The organism is Streptomyces sp. NBC_00178, assembly GCF_036206005.1.
In the GTDB taxonomy this organism is placed as follows: Bacteria; Actinomycetota; Actinomycetes; order Streptomycetales; family Streptomycetaceae; genus Streptomyces.
This window is the reverse complement of record NZ_CP108143.1, coordinates 6,934,658-6,957,564: the sequence shown is the minus strand read 5'-3', so window position 1 is coordinate 6,957,564 and position 22,907 is coordinate 6,934,658. Positions and strand designations below refer to the sequence as shown.

Genomic DNA, 22,907 nt, shown 5'->3' with positions numbered 1-22,907 from the left:
TGGCGCCGGCGGCGGAGTGCCCTTTTCAGGCCCTTCTGGGTGACAGGGGCATGACCAACCCTGCGGCCCGGGCATAGTTCGGGGGATCTCGGGAGACCGGGCGCCGGCCGACCCCACCGGTGTGCCCGGCTCCCGCGCTCCCGGCTCCCTGGAACCGGGCCCCCACAAGTGAAGGGACAGTAATGACGCACCCCTTATGGCTGAAGGCAGCCGGTACCGCCGCAGCACTCACCCTGGCCGCAGCAACGGCGTCACACGCCGCTCCGGCACCCCAGCAGGCCGCCTCCTCGGATGCGGCGGCGGTGGTGACGCTCCGCTACGACGACAGCCGCGCCGCCGGCTGGGAAGCGGCGATCAGCGCCGGAGTCGCGTCGTGGAACCTGAACGTCGACAACGTGAAGCTGGTCGAGGCCGCGCCCGGCGCCCGGGCCGAGATCGTGATCGTCGCCACCAGCGGCTGGCCGCAGGCGACCCTCGGTCCCGTGCGCGTGGGCGGCCAGGTGCGCGTCGAGCTGGGAAGCCAAGCGGTGTCACAGGGATACGACAGGACGCGCATCGCCGCTCACGAGATCGGGCACAGCCTCGGCCTGCCGGACACCAAACCCGGACCGTGCTCCCAGCTGATGTCGGGCTCCAGCGCAGGCACCGCGTGCCGTAACGCGGTACCCAACGCCTCCGAGCAGAGCCGCGTGGAGTCCGCCTACGCCAACGGCCTCACCTCGCGGTCCCCGGCCGCCGGCCGCCTCCTCGTGGACGCCGGCTAGCAGCCGCCGGAAGCACGGCGCGAGGCGCCCGGCCCCGTCCTGCGCGGTCGGGCGCCTCGTCGCGGTGCCGATGGATGTGCCGGGGCCCTCGGCTGCGCCCCCCGCCTCGATGACCGGCGCGCGCGCCGGACGCCCACGCCGGTCCGCGATCAGCCTCTCGCGCGCTGGTGGAGAGAGGCCGCCAGCAGGTGGGAGTCGAGCAGGGAGACGTCCGCCGTCCGGTCCGCCCGCGCGAAGCCCGCCAGCATGCGCTTGGTCAGGACGAGCGCTTCCGGCGAGCGTCGGACGAGGGGTCTGATCCAGGATTCGACCGCCTTGTCCAACTGGTCCAAGGGCGCGGTCCGGTGCAGCAGACCGATGCGCTGGGCCGTGCCGGCGTCGAAGACCTCGCAGGTGAGCATCAGTTCGCGGATCCTCGCGGCGCCCGCCTCGGAGACCAGGCGTCCCATCGCACCGCCCCATGCCGGCGGCAGGCCGATGCCGACCTCCGGCATGCGGAAGCGGCTGGTGTCGGCACCGGCGCGCAGATCGCAGAAGGAGGCGAGCGCGAGGCCGGCGCCGATGACACGCCCGTGCAGCCGGGCGATGGTGACCGCGTGCGTGTTCTCCAGCGCCTGGCACAGGCGGTGGGCCTTGTCGGCGATGCGGCGCAGCGCCACGCCGGACGGATCGGCGGCCAGCGCCTCCTGGTATTCGGCGCGGTCGGCACCGAGGCTGAAGTCCGTACCCAGTGAGGACAGCGTCAGGATCCGGATGTCGGGTCTCTCGTGGAGGTCGTCGAGCAGGGCGACGAGGTCGTCGAGTACCACGGCGTCCAGTGTGTCGTCCTGCCCCCAGGGGTTGAGGCGGACGTGCAGCACGGGACCATCGTGCTCGGCGAGTACCGCCTTGGGGACGGTCCGGGCGCGTGTGGGGGTGGGGGTGTGTGCGGGCGTGGGGTCCTGTGCGGGCGTGGGGGTGGGGCCGGTTTCGGTCATGCGAGGGCTACGTCCAGGTTCAGCAGGCGCCGGAACGCCACGCGGGGCGCCATCGACGGGGGGCGTACGAGAGTGAGGCGGGGAAGGCGCCGGATCAGCTGGCGGAGAAGGGTCTGGGCTTCGAGACGGGCCAGCGGAGCACCGAGGCAGTAGTGGATTCCGCCGCTGAACGCGAGGTGGCCCGGGGGGCGTGCGGGGTCGAACCGGTCCGGGTCGGCGTGCCTGGCCGGGTCCCGGTGCGCCGCCCCGATCATGAGGTGGACCATCTCGTCGCGGCGCACCTCGACGCCTCCCAGCACGGTGTCCTGCGGGGCGACCCTGCTGATCACGTGGGTGGGCGGGTCGTGGCGGAGGGTCTCCTCCACGAAGCCGGCCACGAGGCCGGGGTTGTCGGCGATCATGTTCCATCGGTCCGGGCTCTCGACGAGCCGGAGCGTCATCGTCGAGAGGAGGGTCGCGGTGGTCTCCAGGGCTGCCAGCACGACGAACAGCACCAGGAAGTAGACCGCCTCGTCCGCCTTGTCCCGGTCGGGCTCGATCGCGTCCCATGCCCGGATCCACCGGGTCACGGGATCATCACCCGGGTGGAGGCGCCGGTCCCGCACCATCTCCGTGAAGTAGGTGCGGAGTTCGGCCGTGGCCGCGTCGGACAGGGCCAGCTGGCTGGCCGAGGGCAGAAGTTCCTGGGTGAACACCTGATCGTGGGTCAGCTGTCGCAGCCGGGGCCAGTCGGCCCGCGGCAGTCCGAGCCAGCCCCCTATGGTGGCGACCGGCAGCTCCTCGCAGACCAGCTCCGAGAAGTCCGCCTCGCCGGTGCGTATTCGCTCCGTGAAGGCGTCGAGCAGTTGATTCGCGGTCCGGCCCACGGTGCTGCCGATGCGCTCCACGGTGGCCCTGTCGAAGGTTCCCGCGGCCCGTCGGACCCTGGTGTGGTCCGGCGGGTTGAGCGCGGCGAGCGTGTTGCTCATCTCGCGCGAGGAGGGCGCGTTCCAGCGGGTCCCGGGCCCCTGGCGCTCACGCCAGCTCCGGTCGGGCTCCAGCCACTGCCGGCTGCGCAGGACCTGGTCGCAGGCGGCGTAGCCCGTGACCAGCGAGCCGCCCCAGGGTGCTGGCACCACTTCTCCCCGCGCGAGGAGTTCGGCGTATATCGGGAAGGGGTCTGCCTGCCCTCTGGCCGTCCGCAGACGGGAGAAGAGGGAGGCGGACGCCCGGCGGTCGTACGAAGGAGATGTGGCAACCCCCATATGGCGGCTCCTTTCTGAGAACCAGCCGCCATGCATACCCACATGATCGTTAAAGCATCCACTACCACTGAGTACTCAGGAGGTTACTAATATCACTCCTGCCTCACTCGCCCCTGGTCCAGGCGAGGAAGCGGGTGAAGAGGCCGCCCTTGGACTGCGATGCGGAGCTTCGGCCGGTACGCGAAGGTCCGGTGGCGGGGGGTGAGGAGGGCGTCGCCTGCTGCTGCGGCGCCGGGCCCGGGTTCGGTGCGGCCGGCTCGGCCGCCTGGGGAACCGCCCGCGGGGAGAAGCGGATCGGCAGGGTCACCAGCGTGCGGCTCCACGGGCTGGGTGCCCAGGTGAGCGCCTTGAACGGGACGCGCATCTCGACGTCGGGAAGCCGGTTGAGCAGCGCTTCGACCGCGGTCACCGCGATCATGAACGCAGGGTCCTTGGCGGGGCAGGCGTGCGGCCCGGCGCCGAATGCCAAGTGTGCCTTCGCGCTGAGCTGTTCGCGGTGCTCGGTCAGCTTGGGATCGGTGTTGGCCGCGGCGAACGAGACCAGGATCGGGTCGTTGGCCCGGACCACCCTGCCGCCGAGTTCGACGTCGTGAGTCGGGTAGTGCGCCGCGTAGTTGGCGATCGGTGCGTAGTTCCAGAGGGTCTGCGAGACGGCGTCCTCGACCGGAAGGCCGACCTGCCAGTCCTCACCGAGGTACAGCGCGCTGCTGGTGCCGATGGCCGCGGCCAGCGGTGCGGTGCCGCCGGAGAGCAGGGTCACGAGCTGGTGCAGCACCTCCTCGTCGCTCAGCTGCGCCGGGTGCTCCATCAGACGTGTCGTCAGGTCGGCCGCGGGCCTGCGCCGCTTGAGGGCGATCAGCTCGGTGAGCGCTCCGCCGAGGACCTCGTCGGCCCCGGGCGTGCCCTCGAAGATGCCGCTGATGCCGGCGATGACGCGGTCACCGATCTCGGGCGGGCAGCCGAACAGGTCGCTGAAGACCAGCAGGGGCAGCGGCTGCGCGTACTCGGCCATGAGCTCGGCCTGGCCGCGGATGTCCGTACTGAACTGGCTGATCAGGTAGTTGGCGGACTGCTGGGTCTGCCTGATGAGCTGGTGCTCGTTGACCGTGGCGAGACTGTCCGTGACGGCCTGGCGCAGACGGGCGTGTGCCGCGCCGTCGCTGAAGAGCGCGTTGGGGCGGTAACCCATCATGGGCAGCGCGGGGCTGTCGGCCGGGACGCGTCCCTCGTTGAGGGCGTTCCAGCGGCGTGAGTCGCGCACGAAGGAGGCGGGGTTCTGCAGGACGTACAGTGCGGCGTCGTAGCTGGTGACGAGCTCGGCCTGGACGTCGGGGGCGATGTCCACGGGTGCACTGGGACCGAACGTCCGGAGCTGGGCGTAGTGGCCCTCGGGGTCGGCTCCGAACGAGGGACCGTACATCTGGACGTTCCCGTGCGCGGGGCAGCCGGGGGGTATCTGTGAGTCGAGTGGCTGTTGCATTCCTGCGCTCCTAGGCGAGTTGGGACATGAGGTGTTGCACGAGGGTGATGAGGGCCTGCGCCGAGGAGGTCTCGTCCCGCACGTCGCATTTCACGACCGGGGTGTCGGCGGAGAGGTTCAGGGCCTCACTCACCTCTTCGAGCGGGTAGTCCGTGGTGCCTTCGAAGTGGTTCACGGCGATGGCGTACGTCAGACCGAAGCGCTCGACGAGGTCGAGGACGGGGAAGGACTCGTGCAGACGCTCCGGGTCGACGAGGACCAGCGCGCCCAGGGCGCCCCGGGAGAGCTCTTCCCACATCTCCTTGAAGCGCTCCTGGCCGGGCGTGCCGAAGAGATAGAGGACCAGGGTGTCGCTGAGGGTGAGCCGTCCGAAGTCCATGGCAACCGTGGTGGTCTTCTTGTCGGGCACGCCCGACAGGTCATCGAAGCCCACGCTGGCCTCGGTGATCTCCTCCTCGGTGCGCAGGGGTTCGATCTCGGAGAGACTGCCGATGCAGGTGGTCTTGCCGACCCCGAAGTGCCCCACTATGAGGATCTTCACCGCGTGGGAGACGTCTGGATCCAGGTACACGCGTTACGCTCCGAATCGATTCTTCAGGCCTTCGAGCACGGCGCTGACCAGTTCTCTGTCGACACGTTCGGCGCGTGGAATAGGCCTCCTCACAAGGATGAGACCGTCCTCCTCCAACTGCGCCAGCAGGATGCGGACGATGCCCAGGGGCAGGTGCGTGTGCCCCGCCACCTCCGCCACGGACAGGAAGCCGTCGGCGACCAGGTCCATGACCTGCCCCGCCTCCGGGGACAGCGTGTGCGCCGCGACCGGTCCGTCCTCCGCGGCCGCCGTCACGAGCGTCGTGTGCTCGTACTCGTGGTCCGGAGGGAGCGCTCGTCCATTCGTGATCACGAAGAGCGGGACTAACGGTGACGTCAGCTCCAGCTCCTCGTCCTGCTCGGGCCCGTCAGGCATGGCCTGTCCCCTTCGCCGGTGTCGCCGCGGTGAGTTTCGGAACCACCTCGTGCAGCCGCGTGGTGAACTCCTCTATGTCACAGTCGTGTTCGGCGGCTGCGGCGAGGAAGGCACCGGGGCCGGCCGCCATCAGGAAGATCCATCCGTGCTGGAACTCGATGACCGTCTGACGCCACTCCGCGTCCTCCAGGACCCCCGCGAACTGGGAGGTGACCCGGCTGTAGGCGTGGATGCCGGTCATGGCCGCGGAGATCGTGTCCGCGAGGTCACGGCTCATTCCGTTGGTAGCGCCGCGGGGAAGACCGTCGGCGCCCAGCAGCACCGCGTGGCGGGCACCCTTGACCTCGGACATCACCTGGTCGAGCTCGCCGAGGGTGAATCCCGTGTCACCCGAACCCTGCCGCGCGGGGGCGTTCTCCCGGGGCCCTCCGGCATCCTCGTTGCTCAGCCTGGGCGGCGAGGTGAGGTTGTTGCCGAGCCGGGCGACGAGGCGGTGCATCCGGAAGGAGATCTGCTGCATGTCCACGTCGGGTGCCGCCGCCGCGGCGAGGTAGGCGCCCTGCCCCGCCCCGATGAGGAAACTCCAGCCGTGCGAGAACTCGATGATGGTCTGGTTCCACTGCCGGTCCTCCTCCGGTCCGGCGAAGTGGGCCGTCGCCCGGCTCAGCGACTGCATCCCGGCCATGGCGGCGGAGATGGTGCGCACGTCCTTCTCGGCCAGGCCTTCCGTCGCACCGCGGGGAAGGCCGTCCGCGGACAGCAGGACCGCGTGCCGTGCGCGGGGCACGTTGTGCACGATGTCCTCGAGCATCCACGACAGGTCTGCGGTCATGCGTCTTCGGACCCTTCGAGCGAGGTGGCGTCAAGGTTGCGGCCGGAGAGGGTGCCGCGCTGGAAGGCCCCCAGGCTGCGCCCGGAAGTACGGCCCGTCTCCCCCTGGGCCCGCGGCGCCGGCGAGGTGGCGTCGGGATCGGGAACGCTCGCGATGGGCGCCTGGCGCGCTCCGCGCTTGGGCAGGCCGTGCATCGTGCGCGACGTCGCGCTCTGGGGCCGGCTGTCGGAGGTGCGCCGGATGTTGCTGACCGGAGCCTCCTGGGCGGGCGGTATCTCCTCCATGGTCCACAGCTCCTCGGGCAAGAGGACGACAGCCCTGACGCCGCCGTATCGGGAGACTCCGGTGACATCGACCTTGAAGCCGTGCTGACGTGCGATCAGGCCGACGACCGGGAAACCGAACTTGGGCTGCGTCCCGAGCTGGGACAGGCGGGGGGCCACCTCTCCGGACAGCAGCGCGGTGGCCCGCTGCCGCTCCTCGTCGTTCATGCTGACACCCGCGTCGTCGATGACGATGCACAGGTTGTTCTGCACGCGCTGGAACGTCACCTCGATCGGTGCGTCCTGCTGCGAGAAGCTGGCAGCGTTGTCGAGCAGTTCGGCCACGGCGAGCGCGACCGGAGCGACGGCGGACGCCTTCAGGGCGAGACCGGTCTGCTGCATGATCGCGACGCGGTTGAAGTTGCGGATCTGGCCCTGGGCGCTGCGCACCACGTCGTAGACGCTGGCCGGCCGGTTACGGCGGCCGAGGGGCGCACCGCACATGACCGCGATGCCCTGAGCCTTGCGCGCCATCTGCGCGTTGGCGTGGTTGACGTCGAGGAGATCGCTGAGGACCGCGTGTCCGCCGTACGTGCGCTGAATGCCGTCCAGCAGTGTCGTCTGCTCGGCGGCGAGGCTCTGCAGGAAGCTCGCCGCACCCTTGAGGACGGACTTGGTGTTCTCCTCCGCGGCCTCCTTGGCCTCGCGGAGTGTGGCTTCCTGCTCGTTCCGGAACCTCTGCAGCTCAGCGCGCGAGGCGTGCAGGTGGCTGTCCGCCGTGAGCAGCTGGTGCCTGAGTTCGGCCTCGGTATGCTTCTTCTTCGCCCCCAGTGCTCTGTTGCGGGCGACGAGTGCCCCGATCACGACAACGGCTATCGCCGCCACCGCAACCAAGCACCACACAAGTGCGTCTCGATTCATGGAAACCTTTCCCGGCGCATGGCATGCGGACGGCTGCGGATACACCTCGCAAGGATCCGCAGCACAGCCGATCGGCACGGCTCACCCGCTGTTACGCGGAGAGCGTGCCGCCGATCGCAAATCAGCATCTGCGTCAAGTGGATCAAGATCACAGATGCCGGGATGCTATCACCGGAGCTTCGCCCCGCCGGACGCCCGTCACGACGTCCCGCACTGCCAACACAGCTGCCGCAGCCGCAGGTTGACATGCCCCTTCGGCCCCGCAATTGCCATCCGCCGCCCCTCTCGCAACCGATCCGGCGATCGGTTCTTCACAAGAGGATTGACAATCTCTCACATCGATCTGAGGGACCGTCAACCGCACCCCCCGCTGCGCTGCACCGGAAGGCGGCATCGTCAAGCCTTCGGCGATTGTCGGCGTGTCGTCCGTCTGCCGTGAGGCCGTCCGTTCCTCGTGCCCGGATGCCCTCGGAACACACCCGCACACTGTCCGTTCAGGCGCCGGTGCCCCTCGCCGGAGCAAAAGCAGTGGCGCGGCCGGGTTCACATGGGTGCGGCGGATCGGCGCGGGATGCTCCGGACCACCCGGTACAGGCTCCGCGGGCCGGGTGGGACCACGGTCCGCTCGGCCCCTTCCCCGCAGCGCCCGAGAGACGGCCTGCACCCCTGACGGGAACAGCCGGGCTGCGCGACCGCCCGGATCCGTCCCCGGCACCGTCCGATCGCCGCCCGGTCCGTAGGCGTGGCCGACGGCCGTCGCGAGCACGGCTGTGAGGCGCCGTGACGGCACGGTGCACAGGTTCACGCAACAGGTCGCCTCCGGAGGACCGGCCCCGGATTCATCTGGACCTGTACGCGGACACGACGGCGGAGCAGCGGATCGAGGCCGCCCGGCTGGTCCGGCTCGGTGCGCGAGCGGTCGAGCGGGACTCCCGCCCTGCCGATCCCGGCTTCGGCGTCCTCCCGGACCCGGACGGCCACCTGTTCCGCGTCGTGGACCTGAGCCCACGCGCCCGGTGTCCGTGGCCGCCCGCCCGGCCTGATCACGCCGGGCGGGCGGGGCGCTCCCGGCCTGCCCGGCCCCGGCGGACGACGTCCCGGGCCCTGCCCCGGCGGTGCGGTGGCGCGAGCGGGCCCTCTTCTTCCGGGTTGTTCCGGGTTCTTCCGGCAGGGGTGCGAACGACGGCCACCCGCGGAAAGGGATCCGGAATCTCCGTTTCCAATGACCCGCTTCTCTGCGTTTGGCCGGGTTGATACCGGGTTACAAGTGCGGCCATGTTCGGAGAGCGGAGGGACACCAGTCGGCGTAGCGTCTCGTTCGGGAGTCCACGCCCGGCCCCGACGTCGATGCGGACGACATGTCGACACGGCCGGCGCGCGCCGTCCCGCTCGACGTTTCGCTCTCACCATTCCCACCGCGAAGGGGAACGAAAGTGACCGACACCTCGCACGAGCCGACCACCACTGACTCCGGCATCCCGGTGGAGAGCGACGAACACTCGCTCACCGTCGGCCCGGGCGGACCGATCCTGCTGCAGGACTCCTACCTGATCGAGCAGATGGCCCAGTTCAACCGGGAGCGGATTCCCGAACGCCAGCCGCATGCCAAGGGCAGCGGCGCCTTCGGGCGCTTCGAGGTGACCAACGACGTCAGCCGTTACACCAAGGCGGCGCTCTTCCAGCCCAAGACCAAGACCGAGCTGGTGGTCAGGTTCTCCACCGTCGCCGGCGAGCGGGGCAGCCCCGACACCTGGCGCGACCCGCGTGGCTTCGCCGTGAAGTTCTACACCACCGAAGGCAACTACGACATGGTGGGTAACAACACCCCCGTGTTCTTCGTGAAGGACCCGATGAAGTTCCAGCACTTCATCCGGTCGCAGAAGCGCCGCGCGGACAGCAACCTCCGCGACCACGACATGCAGTGGGACTTCTGGACGCTCTCACCCGAATCGGCTCACCAGGTCACCTGGCTGATGGGTGACCGCGGCATCCCGCGCAGCTGGCGCCACATGAACGGCTACACCTCCCACACGTACATGTGGATCAACGCGCAGGGCGAGCGCTTCTGGGTGAAGTACCACTTCAAGACGGACCAGGGCGTCGAGACCTTCACCCAGCACGAGGGTGACCAGATGGCCGCCGCGGACACGGACTACCACACGCGTGATCTCTTCGAACACATCCGTGACGGCAAGTTCCCCAGCTGGACGCTGCACGTCCAGGTCATGCCGTACGACGACGCGGTGAACTACCGCTTCAACCCGTTCGACCTCACCAAGGTCTGGCCGCACGGCGACTACCCGCTGATCGAGGTGGGGCGGATGACGCTGGACCGCAACCCCACGGACAACCACGCGGAGATCGAGCAGGCCGCCTTCCAGCCCAACAACCTGGTCCCGGGCATCGGCCCGAGCCCGGACCGCATGCTGCTGGCCCGCCTGTTCTCGTACGCGGACGCGCACCGCTACCGCATCGGCGCCAACTACCAGCAGCTCCCGGTCAACGCACCCGTCTCACCGGTACGCACGTACTCCAAGGACGGCGCGATGGCGTTCCGGAAGACCACTGACCCCGTCTACGCCCCGAACTCGAAGGGCGGTCCGGCGGCCGACACCGCCCGCTACGGTTCCCCGCCGAGCTGGCACGCCGACGGCGACATCACCCGTGCGGCCTACGTCGACCACTCGGAGGACGACGACTGGGGCCAGCCGGGCACGCTGGTGCGTGAGGTCCTCGACGACGCGGCGAGGGACCGTCTGGTGGACAACGTCGTCGGGCACCTCCTCAACGGCGTCACCGAGCCCATCCTGCGCAGGGCCTTCGAGTACTGGTCGAACATCGACGCGTCGATCGGCCGGCGCATCGAGGAGGGCGTGCGCGCCAAGGCGGGCGAGAAGGACCCCAAGGCCTCGGAGCAGGGCAACCCGGCGCGCCGGTCCATGCAGGACAAGGCCTGACCTGCAGGCTCGCACCGGACAGGACCACGTCCGGCCGCACCGGTGGCCCTCCGCTACGCGCCTCCGGGCGCTCGCGGGGGGCCACCGGTCGTCGATCAACGGGGTCTTCGCTCGGGATCATGCCGGGCGGACCTGTCGCCGGCACCCCTCGCCGGCTGTCTGCGGGGATACTGGGGCGGCGTACGAACGGCGGCACCGCGGGAATCCCATGCCGGCTCGTCCGGTTGTCGATCCACACGTGCCCGGCACGCGCGGTGGCGGTCGGATCCGGCGCCGGGCCGCCGGGTGTGCCGTACGCGGAAGCCGACCAGGTGGTGATGTGTCGCCACCGACGAATCCGAGGGGAGCCGTGCATGACTACGGCGAAGGACCTTTTCATCATCGCCTTGGACCTGGAGTCGAAGCACTCCGTCGGGCAGGGTGACCTGTCGCTCGCGCTCGCGGGAGCCGAGCTGGTCGATCTCATCGGAGCCGGGGCCGTCGTCCTCGACGGCGATCGCATCGTCCCCGCCGAGCAGGTACGTCCGGACGACCGCCTCCTGGCCGAGGCGTCCGCCGCGCTCACCGGGCAGACGCCCCCTGAAGAGCACGAACAGGTGGAGGACTGGCTGTGGCGACGGGGCCGCGACCTCGCGGCGTCGTACCGGAGCGCGCTCGAGGACGCCGGTGAACTGACCCGCGAGCACCGCGGGCGGCTGTCGTTCGGCACGGACCGCCTGGAGCTCGCCGACACGCCCTCCCGTCGACGGGCCGTGAACCGGTGGGAGGCCGAGGAGCCGGTCCTCGCCGCCCTCGCGTCGGCCGTCGGTATCCCGGGCGAGCAGAGCGACGAGGAGCCGGTTCCCGACGACGAGGCCGTGACGACCGTGCTGGCGGCGGTGAACGACGCGGTGATGGAACTGGAGGCCGTGCGTCAGCGTCGGTCCATCGAGAGTTCGGCGTTCGCGAACGTCTGGCGGGCTCCCTGAAGCAGCCGGCAACGCGATGCCGGCGTGCGGTGGGTGACCCCCCGGTCCGGGAGTTCCGGGGCGGGGTCGTCGGCAACGGCGGACCCGGGCCTGCGGGACACCCGGCCCGGGTGCCCGCACGTATGGCGGCGAGTGCACCGGGTAGACGGCTCGGCGAACCACCCCTGTGTGAAGCCGAGAAGGAGAATCCGGTGCTGATGGCCCACCCCGCGGTCCTGCGCAACCTCGTCGAGCAGTACGACACCCTGCGCATCCTGCACGCCGAGAACGGCGACGCGGCGGTCCGGCGGCGCATGGACGACGTCGCCTACACGCTCTGCGTGTCCACCGGCACCCGCGACGTCGAATCGGCCCTCGTCGCCGCACGTCACCGGCTGCCCGGCGCACGCACGGAGGACGACTCGCTCCTCAGCGCCTGAGGGCCCGCCGGGTGCTCGCGCTCCGCTGCGGCACCCCTCCGTGCGAGGAGGCGGGGTTCCAGGAAGGCCGCGGGAACGTCACGTACCGTCCACGAGATGGCTCTGCGACCCGGTAACCGGGTGTTCCTCTCCACGGACGGGGTGACCGAGGCACGTCCGGCCGACGGCTCGCGGTTCGGACTCGCCGGTTTCACGACGTCGGTCATCCGTGCCACCGCGGCGGGTGAGCGTGCGTCGAGGGGAAGCCGCTGAGGGCTGCCCTGTGATCCGCGATGCGTGATGGATCAGCGCGCGGCGCCGGATGCCGTGCACCGCGCGGTGCAGGCACGTCCGATTCACCCGCTGCATCCGGGCGTCCCGAAACAGGGCGAGGTGCCGTAGTCGTGGTCGCGCGCCCGCCAAGGACTACGGGAGCGTCCCTGGAAGCCGGGTCCTGCGCCCACGGGACGCGGCCGGATCGGCTCCGCCCGCCTCGTCGAACGCGCGAACCCTCGACAGGGCCGGTCAAGTGGTATCGACGCCGACGCGCGTGACGTCCGCTGTGCGGGTGGGAGATGAACGACGGCAGAGCGTCCCATCCACCCAGGAGCATCATGTCCCCGAAGAACCCCACTCCGCGTTACACCGTTCCCGGCCTGACCACCAAGGAGGGCGCCCAGGTCATCGACCTGCTGAGCATGCGCCTGCATTCCCTCAACGACCTGGCGCTCACCCTCAAGCACATCCACTGGAACGTGACGGGGCCGCACTTCATCGCCGTCCACGAAATGCTCGACCCGCAGACGCTTGCCGTCCGGGGCATGGCGGACGCCACCGCGGAGCGCATCTCGGCCCTGGGCGGCGTGCCGCAGGGGACGGCGGGCGTCCTGGTCGCCGAGCGGACATGGCAGGACTACAGCGTGGGCCGGGCCGACGCCATCGCCCACCTCGGCGCTCTGGACCTCGTGTACACCGGCATCATCGAGGACCACCGGAAGGCCGCCGCGAAGGCCGCGTCCCTCGACCCCGTCACGGAGGACCTGCTGATCGAGCACCTGCGTTCCCTGGAACAGTTCCAGTGGTTCGTACGCGCGCACCTGGAGAACAGCGCCGGCGCCCTCAGCACGGCCGACTCGGGCAGCGAGAAGAAGGCCGCCGCGGCGGCCGGGCCCTCTCAGCCCATCCCCGCGACGAAGACCGCGAACAGCAAGCGGGCCGCCAAGAAGCCCGGGGCCCGCAAGCGCACGGCCTGAACCGGACGGCGGGCGGCGGGCAGTCCCTCGAGGATCGGACCGGGCCGTGACGGCCGGGCCCCGGGGCTGCCCGGCCGTGGGATCAGAGCGCCGGTAGGCCGGGCGAAGGCGCCGTCGCGCGCTGCTCCCCGGTCCGGGCTCACCGGGCTCAGTCGTGTGCGCCGAAGCGGGGTCCGAGAGGCCACCGGGCCTCGGTGCCGGGGGTGTCGGCCGGGTCCTCGGGCGGTGGGATGCGGGCCTCGGGCGCGATGGACATCCCTTCGGGCCTGCTCCCACCCCTGGGGGCGATCACCGGGACAGCGTGGCGGTGAGGCGGCGCAACGCAGCCTGCGCGGGCGGGCCCCAGGTGGGTTTGCCGCCGGGGTGGCCGTGGACACCCGCGTCCCCGATGCGGATGCCGGTGAGTGCGCACAGAACCGCCCAGCCGCGTGCCCGGCGCAGGGCCGCGGCGTCCGGCCTCGGCCGGTAGGCGGCGTGGCAGAGCTCTGCGGCGCCGTCCGGCAGGCGGATCCAGGCGGCGGCGAGATCGTATGCGGGGTCGCCCGCGAAGAGGTCCCCGAAGTCGATCACGCCACAGAGGGTGCCGTTCGTGGTCAGTACGTTGGCCGGATGCAGATCGCCGTGGAGCCACAGGGGCGGCGCCCCGCACACTCGGGTGCGGCGGCGGCGTCCTCCCACACGGCGCCGACGGCGTCCGGATCACGGACCAGCCCCAGCCCGGCGGCCGAGTGAGGTCGCGCTCGAAGGGTCCGGCGGTGTCCGCCGACCGGCCGCCACGGTCCCGTCCGAAGGGCGCCATGTCGGGGGCGGGGTGGTGAAGGACCGTCAGGAAACCGGCCGGCGCCACTGCCGCGTCGGCGGCGCGTGTGGCGGGAACGCGGTCGGCGGGCTCACCCGGTACCCAGGTGGTGACCAGCCAGGGACGCGGGAACCGTTCGGACGGCGCACCGAGGCGCTGGGGGACGGGAATCCGAAGGGGTAAGTGCGGGGCGAGGCCGGGCAGCAAGACGCTCCTTGCGCAGCAGTTCGTCCGCGGAAGCCGTGGCCCAGGGCAGTCGGTTCTCATCCTTGAACTGCGGTTGTGCGGCGCATCCGGTTCGCACTCTTGACGGCCTTCTGGTCTGTACCTATGGTCACCGATCAGCACGCGTGTTCATCAGCCAGTGCAACGTTCACATACAAGAACGGATGGCCCCCCACATGCCTGACTCCCCCGTGGTGCACCGCCGGAGACGGCGTCCCGGCCCCATAGCCGTCGCGGCCGGTGCTCTCATCGCCCTGATCGCGAGCTTCCTCTCCTGGCCGGGCGCCGAACGCGCCGAGGCCGCGCCGACCGCTTTCGCCCACCCGGGAGTCACCGTCTCCCAGGGACAACTGGACTTCGTCCGAGGCAAGGTGAATTCCGGCGCCCAGCCCTGGAAGGGCGCGTTCGACCAGATGATGGCGAGCAGGTACGCGGACCTGAACCGGACGCCCGCACCTCGCGCGACCGTGGAGTGCGGCTCGTACTCCAACCCCAATTACGGCTGCACGGACGAGCGGGAGGACGCGATAGCCGCGTACACCGACGCACTCGCCTGGTACATCACGCGCGACGACCGGTACGCGAAGAAGTCCATCCAGCTGATGGACGCCTGGTCGGCGGTCATCAAGAGCCACACCAACAGCAACGCCCCGCTGCAGACGGGGTGGGCCGGCTCCTCGTGGCCCAAGGCGGCCGAGATCATCAAGTACACCTACACCGGGACGTGGGCCAACTCCGGCCGCTTCTCGACCATGTTGCGTGACGTCTACCTTCCCAAGGTCATCAACGGGTCCAACTCCAACGGCAACTGGGAACTGTCGATGATGGAGGCCGCGGTCGGCATCTCCGTCTTCCTCGAGGACAGGACGTCGTACGACAAGGCCATGGCGAAGTTCCGGACGCGCACGGCGGCTTACGTCTACCTCGCCTCCGACGGCGCCCTGCCCAGGACGGTCCCGAGCCAGAACCTCGACACGACCGCCAAGATCGTCAACTACTGGCAGGGGCAGTCCACGTTCGTCACCGGACTCACCCAGGAGACCTGCCGCGACTTCACGCACACGGGGTACGGCATCTCGGCCATCGCCCACGTCGCCGAGACCAGCCGGATCCAGGGACAGGACCTCTACGGCACGGATGTCGGAGAACGCCTTCGGCAGGCGCTCGGCTTCCAGTCCAAGTACCAGCTCGGCGAGGCGGTTCCCGGCTCGCTGTGCAACGGATCGCTGCACCTGGGCCTCGGGCCCGTCACCGAGGTCGGCTACAACGCCCTGCACAACCGCCTCGGTATCGCGATGACCAACACCCAGCGGCTGACCGAGCAGAGCCGGCCCGCCGGCAGCAACAACCTCTTCGTGGCCTGGGAGACCCTGACCCACGGCGACAACCCGTCCTGACCTCCCTGGAGCAGGCCAGGGATTGGCCCCCGCGCTCCCGGGCGCGGGAAAGCGGGGGCCGATCCCGCCGAGCCGGCGTCATACATCCGGCTCGCGCGCGGCCTGCCCGCACAGCCGGTCAGCGCCGCCCCAGCAACCCGCCCAGGAGCCCTGCCAGGAGATCCCCGACCGGATCGCCGGACGAGGCGCCGGCCCCGTCACCCTCGGGCTCGGGCTCGGGCTCGGGCGCGCTGCCGCCGCCCTCAGTGGAAGCGTCCCCGGATCCCGGGGCTCCGCCGGTCTCTGGAGCGGCGGTGGGCGGGTCGCTCGCGGGCTCGTCGCCACCCGCGCCGGCCTGGACTCCTCCTTCTGAGGATGCGGCGGAGGGCCCCGCACCGGCTGGAGGAACGGCCGGCCGTGCGCCGGAGACGCGGATGTCCGCCGGACCGGAGGACGCCCCCACGCGAAGGGGCTCGACGGACGGGCCGACGGCAGGGGGGCGCACGCGCTAGGCCCATCGCGCGCGGCATGTGCAGGAACGGAGCGCTGGAATCTCCTCCGACCAGGGCGATGCCGACGGTCGTCGCGTAGCAGGCGCAGCAGAGCGCGGTGACGGTTCCCGCCCGGCGCCAGGTCCGGCCGCGCCGCCCGGTGACGTCGACGAAGACCGGCCGGCCCGAGGGGAGCCCGGCATCCCGCCCGTGCGCCCCGCTCACGGGTACAGCCGCGGCAGGACACTCCGGACCGTCGACGGAACGCCGGAGGGTGCGCGGGGTGCCGTCGTTCCGATAATGCACGACCCGCCGGCCGTCGCCTGTGCCGTCCGTTGTGTCGTCCTGACCGTCCCCCTGTACGTCACCGGCTGCCGCGTGGGGTATGCCCATCTGTATCTCCACCTGTGTCGGCCTGCCGAACAGGCCGTCGGCAGGGCTCGTCCGTTGCCGGGGTCCGCACCACCCGTGCGCCGAAGAGGTCCGGCGAGACCGCCGGACCTCTTCGCCCCTTGGGGCATTCGCACTCAACGGCCCTACGGATTGGTCGAATCGGACGCGAGAACCAAGGCCCAGGTCAGCGGGCCGGAGCAGTGGGCCGCTGGTGGGCAGCATCCTGCGGGAATACCCCAGGGGGGTATATGGTTCACTTCTGTGCATCCGCCGGAGCGGCGCATGACGAGCTCAGGATGGGAGAGGGCCATGGACGACAGCGCGCACCACACCGGAACCGCAGACGGCCACGCGGCGCACGGAGGGCATGGGAAAGGTGGTGTCACCTGGGGCGCCGCGGCGAAGGCCACCCTGCACTGCCTGACCGGCTGCGCCGTCGGTGAGATCCTCGGCATGGTCTTCGGCACCGCTCTGGCGTGGGGCAACGCGCCCACCATGATCCTCGCGATCGCCCTGGCGTTCGTCTTCGGCTATTCCTTCACCCTGTTCGCGATCCGTGGGGCCGGGCTGAGCCCGAGGGCCGCTTTGAAGGTGGCCCTGGCGGCCGACACCGTCTCCATCGCGGTGATGGAACTCGTGGACAACGGCATCATCGCGCTGGTCCCGGGTGCGATGGAGGCACAGCTGGCGGACGGGCTGTTCTGGTGGGCCCTGCTGGGCGGCCTGGCGATCGCCTTCGTGATCACGACCCCGGTCAACAGGTGGATGATCGGCCGCGGCAAGGGCCATGCGGTCGTCCACGGGTACCACTGACGGGACCGCTCGGTCCGTACGCGGCGGGCCGGGGGCCTCACCCTCGTGGGGGCGATACCGGTGATGCGGCATCGCCCCCACGCACGTGACCGACTCCTGCCGGCCGTCCCCGCCGACGAGACCCGGAGCCGGTCAGAGGTCGCTGTCGATGCCGGTGACGGCGGGCGATCCGAGCGGCGCGTCCGTCTCCGAGTAGCCGGTCTCCTGCAGCGCGCTGGAGACGAGCCCCACGGCCTCCAGTTCCGCCTCGTACCGGTCGGAGGCATCGACTTCGAGCCGGATGGAGAAAGTCCCGTCGTCGTTGAGGGTGAGCAGGTCGAGACCTTCGCTCTCACTCACGTCCGTGTGCTGCGCGGCGAGCTTCCCCTCCAGGGCGGCACGGGAGGTGTCCGTGATGCCGGTGACGAAGGTTCCGGGCACGGTGATGACAAAGGTGGTCATGGCAGCTCCTCACGTCCGGTGCGCAAACGTCTTGCGTCCCGTTCCGACTGCCCACATTTCCAGAAGTCACCGAGGATCCCGCCCAAGCCGGGTCGGTACACCGCCGAGCGCACCCCGCCCACCCGCTCACCCAGGGCGCCGGCCCCATGCCCCACCGACGGCGCCCCCGCATGTCCCGCACCGGGCGGGGCCGGGCTTCGCACCGGACGCTCTCATGGGGTACGAAGTCCGATGTGAACGAAGAGACCCCGCCCGCGACCGTGCGCGTGTTCATCGCCCTCGCCCCGCCGGACCACGCGAAGGAGGAACTCGCGCGGGAACTGCGCCCCGCTTACGGCACGCACCCCCGGATGCGGTGGAACCGCATCGAGGACTGGCACATCACTCTGGCGTTCCTCGGCGAGCTGCCGGTCGCGACCGTTCCGCTCCTGCGGCAGCCGCTCGCCGGCGTCGCGGCGGCGCGACCGGCGCCGAGGCTGGCGCTGCGGGGCAGCGGACACTTCGACGACCGGGTGGTGTGGAGCGGTGTCGACGGAGACCTCGACGCGTTGCACCTGCTGGCCACCGACGTGCGCGCCGCGGTCGAGCGGTGCGGCGTCGCCTTCGTGGAGCGACCGCTGCGGCCGCACCTGACACTGGCCCGGGCCCGCCGGGGCGATCGGACGTCGACGGCGGAGATCGCCGCGGGGTTCGCCGGCTTCAGCGGCACTCCGTGGTTCGCCGAACGCCTGCACCTGGTGGGCAGCAACGCCGGCCGCAGCCGGGGGCCGATCCACTACCGCGACATCGAAGCCTGGCCCCTCGGGAGCGGACACCACGGTGCGTAGAGCCACCGGGCGGCCCGACGGTTCAGAAGGACCACCGTGTGTGGGAGTAGACACCGTCGTTCCGGCCGAAGCCGTAGGCGGTGTCCGGGTGCACCGCGTACACCAGTGCGTCCCCGCGCCGGAAGGCGTCCCCGATTCCGTGGAAGGTGCCCTCGGGTGACGTGATGTGCGCTCCGTACTTCCTCTCGTACGCCTCGACCACCTCGTCCAGCACCGCGGGGTCGGCGACCGGCTCCGCCTTTCCCTCGACGACGACGTCGAGACCCTCGATGAGCGAGTTCCTGCCCGTGGTCAGGGCGCAGTGCCCGTCATGCGCGAGGTTCCTGGCCTTCTGCTCGGTCGTTCCGGTGGAGAAGTACAGCACTCCGTCGTGCCAGGCAGCGATGACCGGAGTGACGTGCAGGCGCCCGTCCGGCCGCACGGTGGACACCCAGAAGATCTCGGCGCCCCGCAACTGCTCCTGCGCCTCGGCCCAGTCGGTGGCCGTCACGTCCTCGGCGCCCGGGCGGGGGTTCAGCGCCGAGCTGTAGCGGGCGTCGAGTTCGGTGGTGGGCTGCTTGCGGGATCCGTGTGCCGGCATGGCAGATCTCCTTTCGTCCTGCGCGGTCGACGACGCGATGCCCTGCCGGATCCACCGCCACACCCGTACGCACCCACCGCGACCCGTCCGGCGGCGGCCGGCCGCAACAATCCGAGGCTCCCGGTCTTCACCGGCCGCGCCGTCGAGAGGCGTCGGACCTCATCGACCGGCAGGAGCCGCCGGTTCCGCCCCACGACCCACCGGGCGTAGGGTGCCGCGCACGGGCAGCCCCACGACCCACCGGGCGTAGGGTGCCGCGCACAGGCAGCCGCACGTGGCACCGGCCGTCTCATCCGACGCATGGCGAGAGGGTCACTCCATGGGCAGCAGCACTTCGATCCGCCTGATCGAGCCGGGGGACGCCGCGTCGGTCGCCGCGCACCGCGCACGGGACGTCGAGGCCTTCCGGCCGTGGGAGCCGGCCCAGCCGCCCGAGTTCTTCACCCCGGCCGGCCAGGCGGAGAGGATCGACGGCCTGCTGGCCGCTCACCGGGCCGGCACGGTGTGGCCGGGCGTGGTGCTGGCCGACGGCCGATTGATCGGGCAGGTCACCGTCGGAGGGATCCTGCCGCAGCCGCACCTGCGCCGCGCCTCGCTCGGGTACTGGATCGCCTGCGTCGCCCAGAACCAAGGGCACGCCGGGCGCGCCGTCGGGCTTGCGATCCGGTGGATGACGGACGAGCTCGGGCTGCACCGCGTCGAGGCGTCCACCCGTATGGCGAATCTTCCCTCGCAACGCGTGCTGCGCCGCAACGGGTTCAGCCCGTACGGGGTCGCCCGCTCCTCGATCCGCCTCGACGGCAGCTGGCACGACGGACTGCTGTGGGAGCGCATCCTGAGCGAGTAGGCGAGTGGGCCGGCAGCCCGACGACCGCGACGCCGTAGGCATGTCGGCCCGGCGGCTACCGGCGGGGGCCGCTCCCGGCCGGGGCACCCGTACGTCTTCGCGACCGGCGACGTTAAGTCGTGACGACCGATGCCGGTGCAGGTCGTCCCGCCTAGTGTTCCTACTGGCACGCCGACTCCACCCCGGCGCGGCATCATCACGCACGTCGAACACAGAGGACCTACATGATCATTCGCCCTACGACCGAGGCCGACCTCGAGCGTGTCGTCGCCGTCACCGTCGACGAACCCGTCGGCTGGATCGAGGCCGCGCGCTATGTGGACGAACTCGGCCAGGGTATGTACCGGCCGGAATGGACCTGGATCGCCGAGGAGGACGACCGGGTCGTGGCCCGGGCATTGTGGTGGGGCCAGGCGTCCAGCACGCACCCGATCGCTCTCGACTGTCTGCACGTGGACGGCTCGGTCGCCGACCCGTCGGCGCTCGCGACGGAACTCCTGACCGCGGGCCTGGGGGCCTTCGCCTCTCAGGGCGCGTCCAGACTCCCGCTGTACAACCTGACGCTGCGCCCTGACTGGCGCTCGGATCCGGCCGTGGCGGGCGCCCTCGCGTGGCGCCGCACAGCGGCACTGGCCGCCGGGTTGACGGACGAGGTGGAGCGCCTGCGCCTGGAGTGGCGTCCCGAGTCCGGAGTGCCTCGGTCCCGAGGCCGGCTCACGTTCACCGAGGCGACCGACGAGGAGTTCCTGGAGGTGTTCCGGCGGATCGCCCAAGGCAGCCTGGACGGTGAGACCCGACGGAATCTGGCGACCCTCGGCCCCGAGGCCACGGCCCGGGAGGAGATGGACTTCTATCTCGGCTGCCCCGGCGAGCGGGAGTGGTGGCGGCTGGCCCGCACCCCGGAGGGCGAGATCGCGGGGCTCGCGGTCCCCTCGGCCACGCCGTACAACCGCAACGTCGGCTACCTCGGCGTCGTGCCGGAGTTCCGCGGCCACGGATACGTCGACGACGTGCTCGCCGAGATCACGCGCGTCCAGGCGGAGTCCGGTGCGGAACTGATCACCGCCACCACGGATACGGGCAACGCCCCGATGGCGGCGGCTTTCGCCCGGGCCAGCTATCGCACCACCGAGATCCGGATGATCTACTCGGCGCCCGGGTCATGACGTGAGCAGCGAGGCCAGCTCCGTGCGGGAACTGATGCCGAGCTTGGGGAAGGCGCGGTAGAGGTGATGCCCCACCGTGCGCGGACTCAGGAACAGCTGTACGGCGATCTCACGGTTGGTCGCCCTCGTGGCCGCGAGCCGCACGACCTCCCGCTCCTGCGGGCTGAGCCGGCTGATCCGGATGTCGGTCCCGTCCCCGGACCGGTCCTGGTGCCCGCCCGCCGCCTGCAGTTCGGCACGGGCCCGCAGGGCCCAGGGACGGGCTTCCATCTGCTCGAAGGCAGTCAGCGCCTCGCTGAGCTGGTCGCGGGCGTCGATCCGGCGCCGCATCCGGCGCAGCCATGCGCCGTACGCGAGTTCGGTCCGCGCCCGCTCGAATCCGCTGCCGCCCGTGTGGGCCAGCAGGGCGGCCTGGAAGTGCCGCTCGGCCTCATCGTCGGCGCCGGTCAGGGCGGCGCAGCGATGCGCCGAGGCGGTCGGGGCCGGGTGCCCGGTGGCAGCGGCCCAGTCCGCGAGCAGGCGGACGGCTTCCACCGCCCGTTCCGGGCGGCCCGCGCGAACGCCGGCCTCCACGAGGTCGGGCAGCAGATGGGGGGCGAGCACAGGGTCACCGGCCGCCGCGAGTGCCGCGTCGAGGTGTTCCAGCGCCTCCTGTGCCCGGCCGAGTCCGAGTTCGAGCAGGCCGAGGGCCCACAGGGCCGTCGCCGTACCCTGCCCCACGCCGCGGGGACGGGTGTAGGCCAGCGCCTCCCCGGCCAGGGCCCGGGTGGTCTCCTCGTCGCCCCGGACGGCGGCCGCGACGGCCAGGACGGAACGGAGATGCGCCGCCCTGTGATCGAGGTCGTGGTGGCCGGCGAGTCGGAGCCCTTCGGAGGCGTGCGTCCGCGCCTCGTCGAACCTGCCGAGCGAGACCTCCGTCACCGCCAGAAGGTGCAGCGCGGTGGGGAGCCACCCGCTGATGCCGTGGGCGCGGCAGAGCTCCACAGCGGCGGCTGCGATCTCGTGCGCGGTTTCGTGGGCTCCGGTCAGCCGGCAGTGGATACCGGTCATCAGCCGGTCCATGAGCCCGGTCCGGGGAAGTCCGCAGGCTGTGACGAGCGTACGCAGCACGTCCAGGGCCTCGGGAATCCGGCCGCTGAGCAGGAGGGCGGGCACGGCGGGCACGGGAAGGTCCGGCCGGCGGTCCGCTGTCCGGCGGACGAGATCGGTGTCCGCGGCGGAAAGGGCCGCGTGCGCGGCGTCGGTCAGCAGGGAGGCGAGTTTGTCGGGACGGCTGCGTGACACGGCGTCCGCGCAGTCGAGGAGGATGCGGCCGGCGGTCGAAGGGCTGCCGTAACCGAGCTCGACCACAGCCCGGACCCGGGCCAGATTCGGCTTCGGCACCGGGATCGGTCAGAGGGAGCGTCACCTGGTCGGCCAGGAGGCCGGCGCGCACGTCCTGGCCGGCTTCGGCGGCCTTCCGGGCGGCGCCGATCAGGCGTCGGGCCCGCGCACGGGGGTCCTGCGTGAGCTGGGCGGCCCGCTCGTACGCGGCCGACGCGGAGGCCGTCGCCTGCCGGCTGCCGGCCCATTCGGCGACGTGCTCCAGTTCCGCTGCCACCCGTTCGTCGGGTCCCGTCGCCGCCGCCGCGAGGTGCCATGCCCGCCGGTGTCCGTGCCGGTCGGCGTCCAACGTCTCCGCGAGCGCTTCGTGGGCGGCGATCCGCCTGCCCAGGGGCGCTCCCTGATAGGCGGCGTTCCGCACGAGCGGGTGCCGGAAGCGGAGCGTCCGGCTCGATACGGAGACCAGCCCCGCACGCTCGGCGGGCTCCAGGTCCTGGACCGCGGCCCCCAGCCGGCCCGCCGCGCCCAGCACGAGGGGCAGTTCCCCGGTGTCGTCCGCGGCGGAGACCAGCAGCACCACCTGCGTCGCTTCCGGCAGCCGG

At 71.2% G+C, this 22,907-nt stretch carries 21 protein-coding genes and 2 pseudogenes; 12 read left to right on the top strand and 11 right to left on the bottom strand.

The features are described from left to right. The first annotated feature begins 182 nt into the window (after positions 1–182). Positions 183–764, top strand: a complete 582-nt coding sequence (locus tag OHT61_RS30620; RefSeq protein ID WP_329042654.1) for a snapalysin family zinc-dependent metalloprotease — start codon at positions 183–185, stop codon at positions 762–764. Positions 765–913: 149 nt separating this feature from the next. Here OHT61_RS30620 and OHT61_RS30615 read toward each other — a convergent pair whose 3' ends face one another. The 7 genes from OHT61_RS30615 to OHT61_RS30585 form a co-directional block, all read right to left on the bottom strand. Further along, positions 914–1,741 carry an enoyl-CoA hydratase/isomerase family protein gene (locus tag OHT61_RS30615; RefSeq protein ID WP_329042653.1) on the bottom strand — a complete coding sequence of 276 codons (828 nt, stop codon included), beginning with the start codon at positions 1,739–1,741 and terminating at the stop codon, positions 914–916. Then, positions 1,738–2,985 (bottom strand): cytochrome P450, encoded by a 1,248-nt coding sequence (locus tag OHT61_RS30610; RefSeq protein ID WP_329042652.1) that lies wholly within the window; start codon positions 2,983–2,985, stop codon positions 1,738–1,740. The genes OHT61_RS30615 and OHT61_RS30610 overlap by 4 nt, the downstream gene beginning before the upstream one ends. A 103-nt stretch (positions 2,986–3,088) precedes the next feature. Beyond that, positions 3,089–4,465 carry a cytochrome P450 gene (locus OHT61_RS30605; RefSeq protein WP_329042651.1) on the bottom strand — a complete coding sequence of 459 codons (1,377 nt, stop codon included), beginning with the start codon at positions 4,463–4,465 and terminating at the stop codon, positions 3,089–3,091. A 10-nt stretch (positions 4,466–4,475) separates the two neighbouring features. Next, positions 4,476–5,036: a GTP-binding protein gene (locus OHT61_RS30600; RefSeq protein ID WP_329042650.1), complete on the bottom strand. Its 561-nt coding sequence runs from the start codon at positions 5,034–5,036 to the stop codon at positions 4,476–4,478. A gap of 3 nt (positions 5,037–5,039) precedes the next feature. After that, complete coding sequence (locus OHT61_RS30595; RefSeq protein ID WP_329042649.1) at positions 5,040–5,432, bottom strand: DUF742 domain-containing protein; 393 nt, start codon at positions 5,430–5,432, stop codon at positions 5,040–5,042. Next, complete coding sequence (locus OHT61_RS30590) at positions 5,425–6,264, bottom strand: roadblock/LC7 domain-containing protein (protein ID WP_329042648.1); 840 nt, start codon at positions 6,262–6,264, stop codon at positions 5,425–5,427. Before OHT61_RS30590 ends, OHT61_RS30595 begins: the two co-directional genes overlap by 8 nt. Beyond that, a complete protein-coding gene (locus OHT61_RS30585; protein ID WP_329042647.1) occupies positions 6,261–7,448 on the bottom strand; it encodes an ATP-binding protein in 1,188 nt (395 codons plus the stop codon). Before OHT61_RS30585 ends, OHT61_RS30590 begins: the two co-directional genes overlap by 4 nt. 780 nt (positions 7,449–8,228) lie before the next feature. On the opposite strand from OHT61_RS30585, the gene OHT61_RS30580 reads away from it, so the two are divergent. The 6 genes and pseudogenes from OHT61_RS30580 (at position 8,229) to OHT61_RS30555 (ending at position 13,024) form a co-directional block, all read left to right on the top strand. Beyond that, positions 8,229–8,702: a VOC family protein gene (locus OHT61_RS30580; RefSeq protein ID WP_329042645.1), complete on the top strand. Its 474-nt coding sequence runs from the start codon at positions 8,229–8,231 to the stop codon at positions 8,700–8,702. Between the two features lie 179 nt (positions 8,703–8,881). Then, complete coding sequence (locus OHT61_RS30575) at positions 8,882–10,405, top strand: catalase (RefSeq protein ID WP_329042644.1); 1,524 nt, start codon at positions 8,882–8,884, stop codon at positions 10,403–10,405. Positions 10,406–10,758: 353 nt separating this feature from the next. After that, positions 10,759–11,373 carry a GOLPH3/VPS74 family protein gene (locus OHT61_RS30570; RefSeq protein WP_329042643.1) on the top strand — a complete coding sequence of 205 codons (615 nt, stop codon included), beginning with the start codon at positions 10,759–10,761 and terminating at the stop codon, positions 11,371–11,373. Positions 11,374–11,564: 191 nt separating this feature from the next. Further along, entirely contained in the window at positions 11,565–11,792 is a 228-nt protein-coding gene (locus tag OHT61_RS30565) for a DUF5133 domain-containing protein (RefSeq protein WP_329042642.1), read from the top strand. A gap of 87 nt (positions 11,793–11,879) precedes the next feature. Continuing rightward, positions 11,880–12,044 (top strand): annotated as a pseudogene (locus tag OHT61_RS30560) (SpoIIE family protein phosphatase); the annotation flags it as partial. 341 nt (positions 12,045–12,385) lie between these two features. Then, complete coding sequence (locus tag OHT61_RS30555; RefSeq protein ID WP_329042641.1) at positions 12,386–13,024, top strand: Dps family protein; 639 nt, start codon at positions 12,386–12,388, stop codon at positions 13,022–13,024. A 288-nt stretch (positions 13,025–13,312) separates the two neighbouring features. On the opposite strand, the pseudogene OHT61_RS30550 reads toward OHT61_RS30555, so the two are convergent. Further along, a pseudogene (locus OHT61_RS30550) lies at positions 13,313–14,082 on the bottom strand (phosphotransferase); the annotation flags it as partial. 142 nt (positions 14,083–14,224) lie between these two features. On the opposite strand from OHT61_RS30550, the gene OHT61_RS30545 reads away from it, so the two are divergent. Beyond that, complete coding sequence (locus OHT61_RS30545; RefSeq protein WP_329042640.1) at positions 14,225–15,445, top strand: alginate lyase family protein; 1,221 nt, start codon at positions 14,225–14,227, stop codon at positions 15,443–15,445. Between the two features lie 1,172 nt (positions 15,446–16,617). Then, positions 16,618–17,121: a DUF4396 domain-containing protein gene (locus OHT61_RS30540; RefSeq protein ID WP_329043442.1), complete on the top strand. Its 504-nt coding sequence runs from the start codon at positions 16,618–16,620 to the stop codon at positions 17,119–17,121. Positions 17,122–17,253: 132 nt separating this feature from the next. On the opposite strand, the gene OHT61_RS30535 is transcribed toward OHT61_RS30540, so the two are convergent. Beyond that, positions 17,254–17,562, bottom strand: a complete 309-nt coding sequence (locus tag OHT61_RS30535; RefSeq protein ID WP_327111569.1) for a hypothetical protein — start codon at positions 17,560–17,562, stop codon at positions 17,254–17,256. 233 nt (positions 17,563–17,795) lie between these two features. Here OHT61_RS30535 and thpR point away from each other — a divergent pair, with 233 nt between their 5' ends. Next, positions 17,796–18,389, top strand: coding sequence for an RNA 2',3'-cyclic phosphodiesterase (thpR, locus tag OHT61_RS30530; RefSeq protein WP_329042639.1), 594 nt, complete (start codon positions 17,796–17,798; stop codon positions 18,387–18,389). A 22-nt stretch (positions 18,390–18,411) separates the two neighbouring features. On the opposite strand, the gene OHT61_RS30525 is transcribed toward thpR, so the two are convergent. Continuing rightward, a complete protein-coding gene (locus OHT61_RS30525) occupies positions 18,412–18,969 on the bottom strand; it encodes a pyridoxamine 5'-phosphate oxidase family protein (protein WP_329042638.1) in 558 nt (185 codons plus the stop codon). A 319-nt stretch (positions 18,970–19,288) separates the two neighbouring features. Between OHT61_RS30525 and OHT61_RS30520 the strand changes: the two genes are divergently transcribed. After that, positions 19,289–19,816 (top strand): GNAT family N-acetyltransferase, encoded by a 528-nt coding sequence (locus OHT61_RS30520; RefSeq protein ID WP_329042637.1) that lies wholly within the window; start codon positions 19,289–19,291, stop codon positions 19,814–19,816. A gap of 224 nt (positions 19,817–20,040) precedes the next feature. Continuing rightward, the gene (locus tag OHT61_RS30515; protein ID WP_329042636.1) at positions 20,041–20,982 is read left to right on the top strand and encodes a GNAT family N-acetyltransferase; all 942 of its coding nucleotides are present in this window, start codon (positions 20,041–20,043) and stop codon (positions 20,980–20,982) included. On the opposite strand, the gene OHT61_RS30510 is transcribed toward OHT61_RS30515, so the two are convergent. Beyond that, on the bottom strand, positions 20,977–22,365 hold the full coding sequence (locus OHT61_RS30510; protein WP_329042635.1) for a helix-turn-helix transcriptional regulator: 1,389 nt from the start codon (positions 22,363–22,365) through the stop codon (positions 20,977–20,979). The two genes, OHT61_RS30515 and OHT61_RS30510, sit on opposite strands and share 6 nt — an antisense overlap. Positions 22,366–22,907 lie beyond the last annotated feature (542 nt).

Excerpts from the sequence above, each read along its gene's own strand:
- OHT61_RS30540 (WP_329043442.1), top strand. The coding sequence starts at position 16,618 with ATGGACGACAGCGCGCACCACACCGGAACCGCAGACGGCCACGCGGCG.
- OHT61_RS30590 (WP_329042648.1), bottom strand. The coding sequence starts at position 6,264 with ATGACCGCAGACCTGTCGTGGATGCTCGAGGACATCGTGCACAACGTG.
- OHT61_RS30595 (WP_329042649.1), bottom strand. The coding sequence starts at position 5,432 with ATGCCTGACGGGCCCGAGCAGGACGAGGAGCTGGAGCTGACGTCACCG.
- OHT61_RS30515 (WP_329042636.1), top strand. The coding sequence starts at position 20,041 with ATGATCATTCGCCCTACGACCGAGGCCGACCTCGAGCGTGTCGTCGCC.
- OHT61_RS30545 (WP_329042640.1), top strand. The coding sequence starts at position 14,225 with ATGCCTGACTCCCCCGTGGTGCACCGCCGGAGACGGCGTCCCGGCCCC.
- OHT61_RS30525 (WP_329042638.1), bottom strand. The coding sequence starts at position 18,969 with ATGCCGGCACACGGATCCCGCAAGCAGCCCACCACCGAACTCGACGCC.
- OHT61_RS30605 (WP_329042651.1), bottom strand. The coding sequence starts at position 4,465 with ATGCAACAGCCACTCGACTCACAGATACCCCCCGGCTGCCCCGCGCAC.
- OHT61_RS30535 (WP_327111569.1), bottom strand. The coding sequence starts at position 17,562 with ATGACCACCTTTGTCATCACCGTGCCCGGAACCTTCGTCACCGGCATC.
- OHT61_RS30520 (WP_329042637.1), top strand. The coding sequence starts at position 19,289 with ATGGGCAGCAGCACTTCGATCCGCCTGATCGAGCCGGGGGACGCCGCG.
- OHT61_RS30570 (WP_329042643.1), top strand. The coding sequence starts at position 10,759 with ATGACTACGGCGAAGGACCTTTTCATCATCGCCTTGGACCTGGAGTCG.
- OHT61_RS30610 (WP_329042652.1), bottom strand. The coding sequence starts at position 2,985 with ATGGGGGTTGCCACATCTCCTTCGTACGACCGCCGGGCGTCCGCCTCC.
- OHT61_RS30585 (WP_329042647.1), bottom strand. The coding sequence starts at position 7,448 with ATGAATCGAGACGCACTTGTGTGGTGCTTGGTTGCGGTGGCGGCGATA.
- OHT61_RS30620 (WP_329042654.1), top strand. The coding sequence starts at position 183 with ATGACGCACCCCTTATGGCTGAAGGCAGCCGGTACCGCCGCAGCACTC.
- OHT61_RS30615 (WP_329042653.1), bottom strand. The coding sequence starts at position 1,741 with ATGACCGAAACCGGCCCCACCCCCACGCCCGCACAGGACCCCACGCCC.
- OHT61_RS30555 (WP_329042641.1), top strand. The coding sequence starts at position 12,386 with ATGTCCCCGAAGAACCCCACTCCGCGTTACACCGTTCCCGGCCTGACC.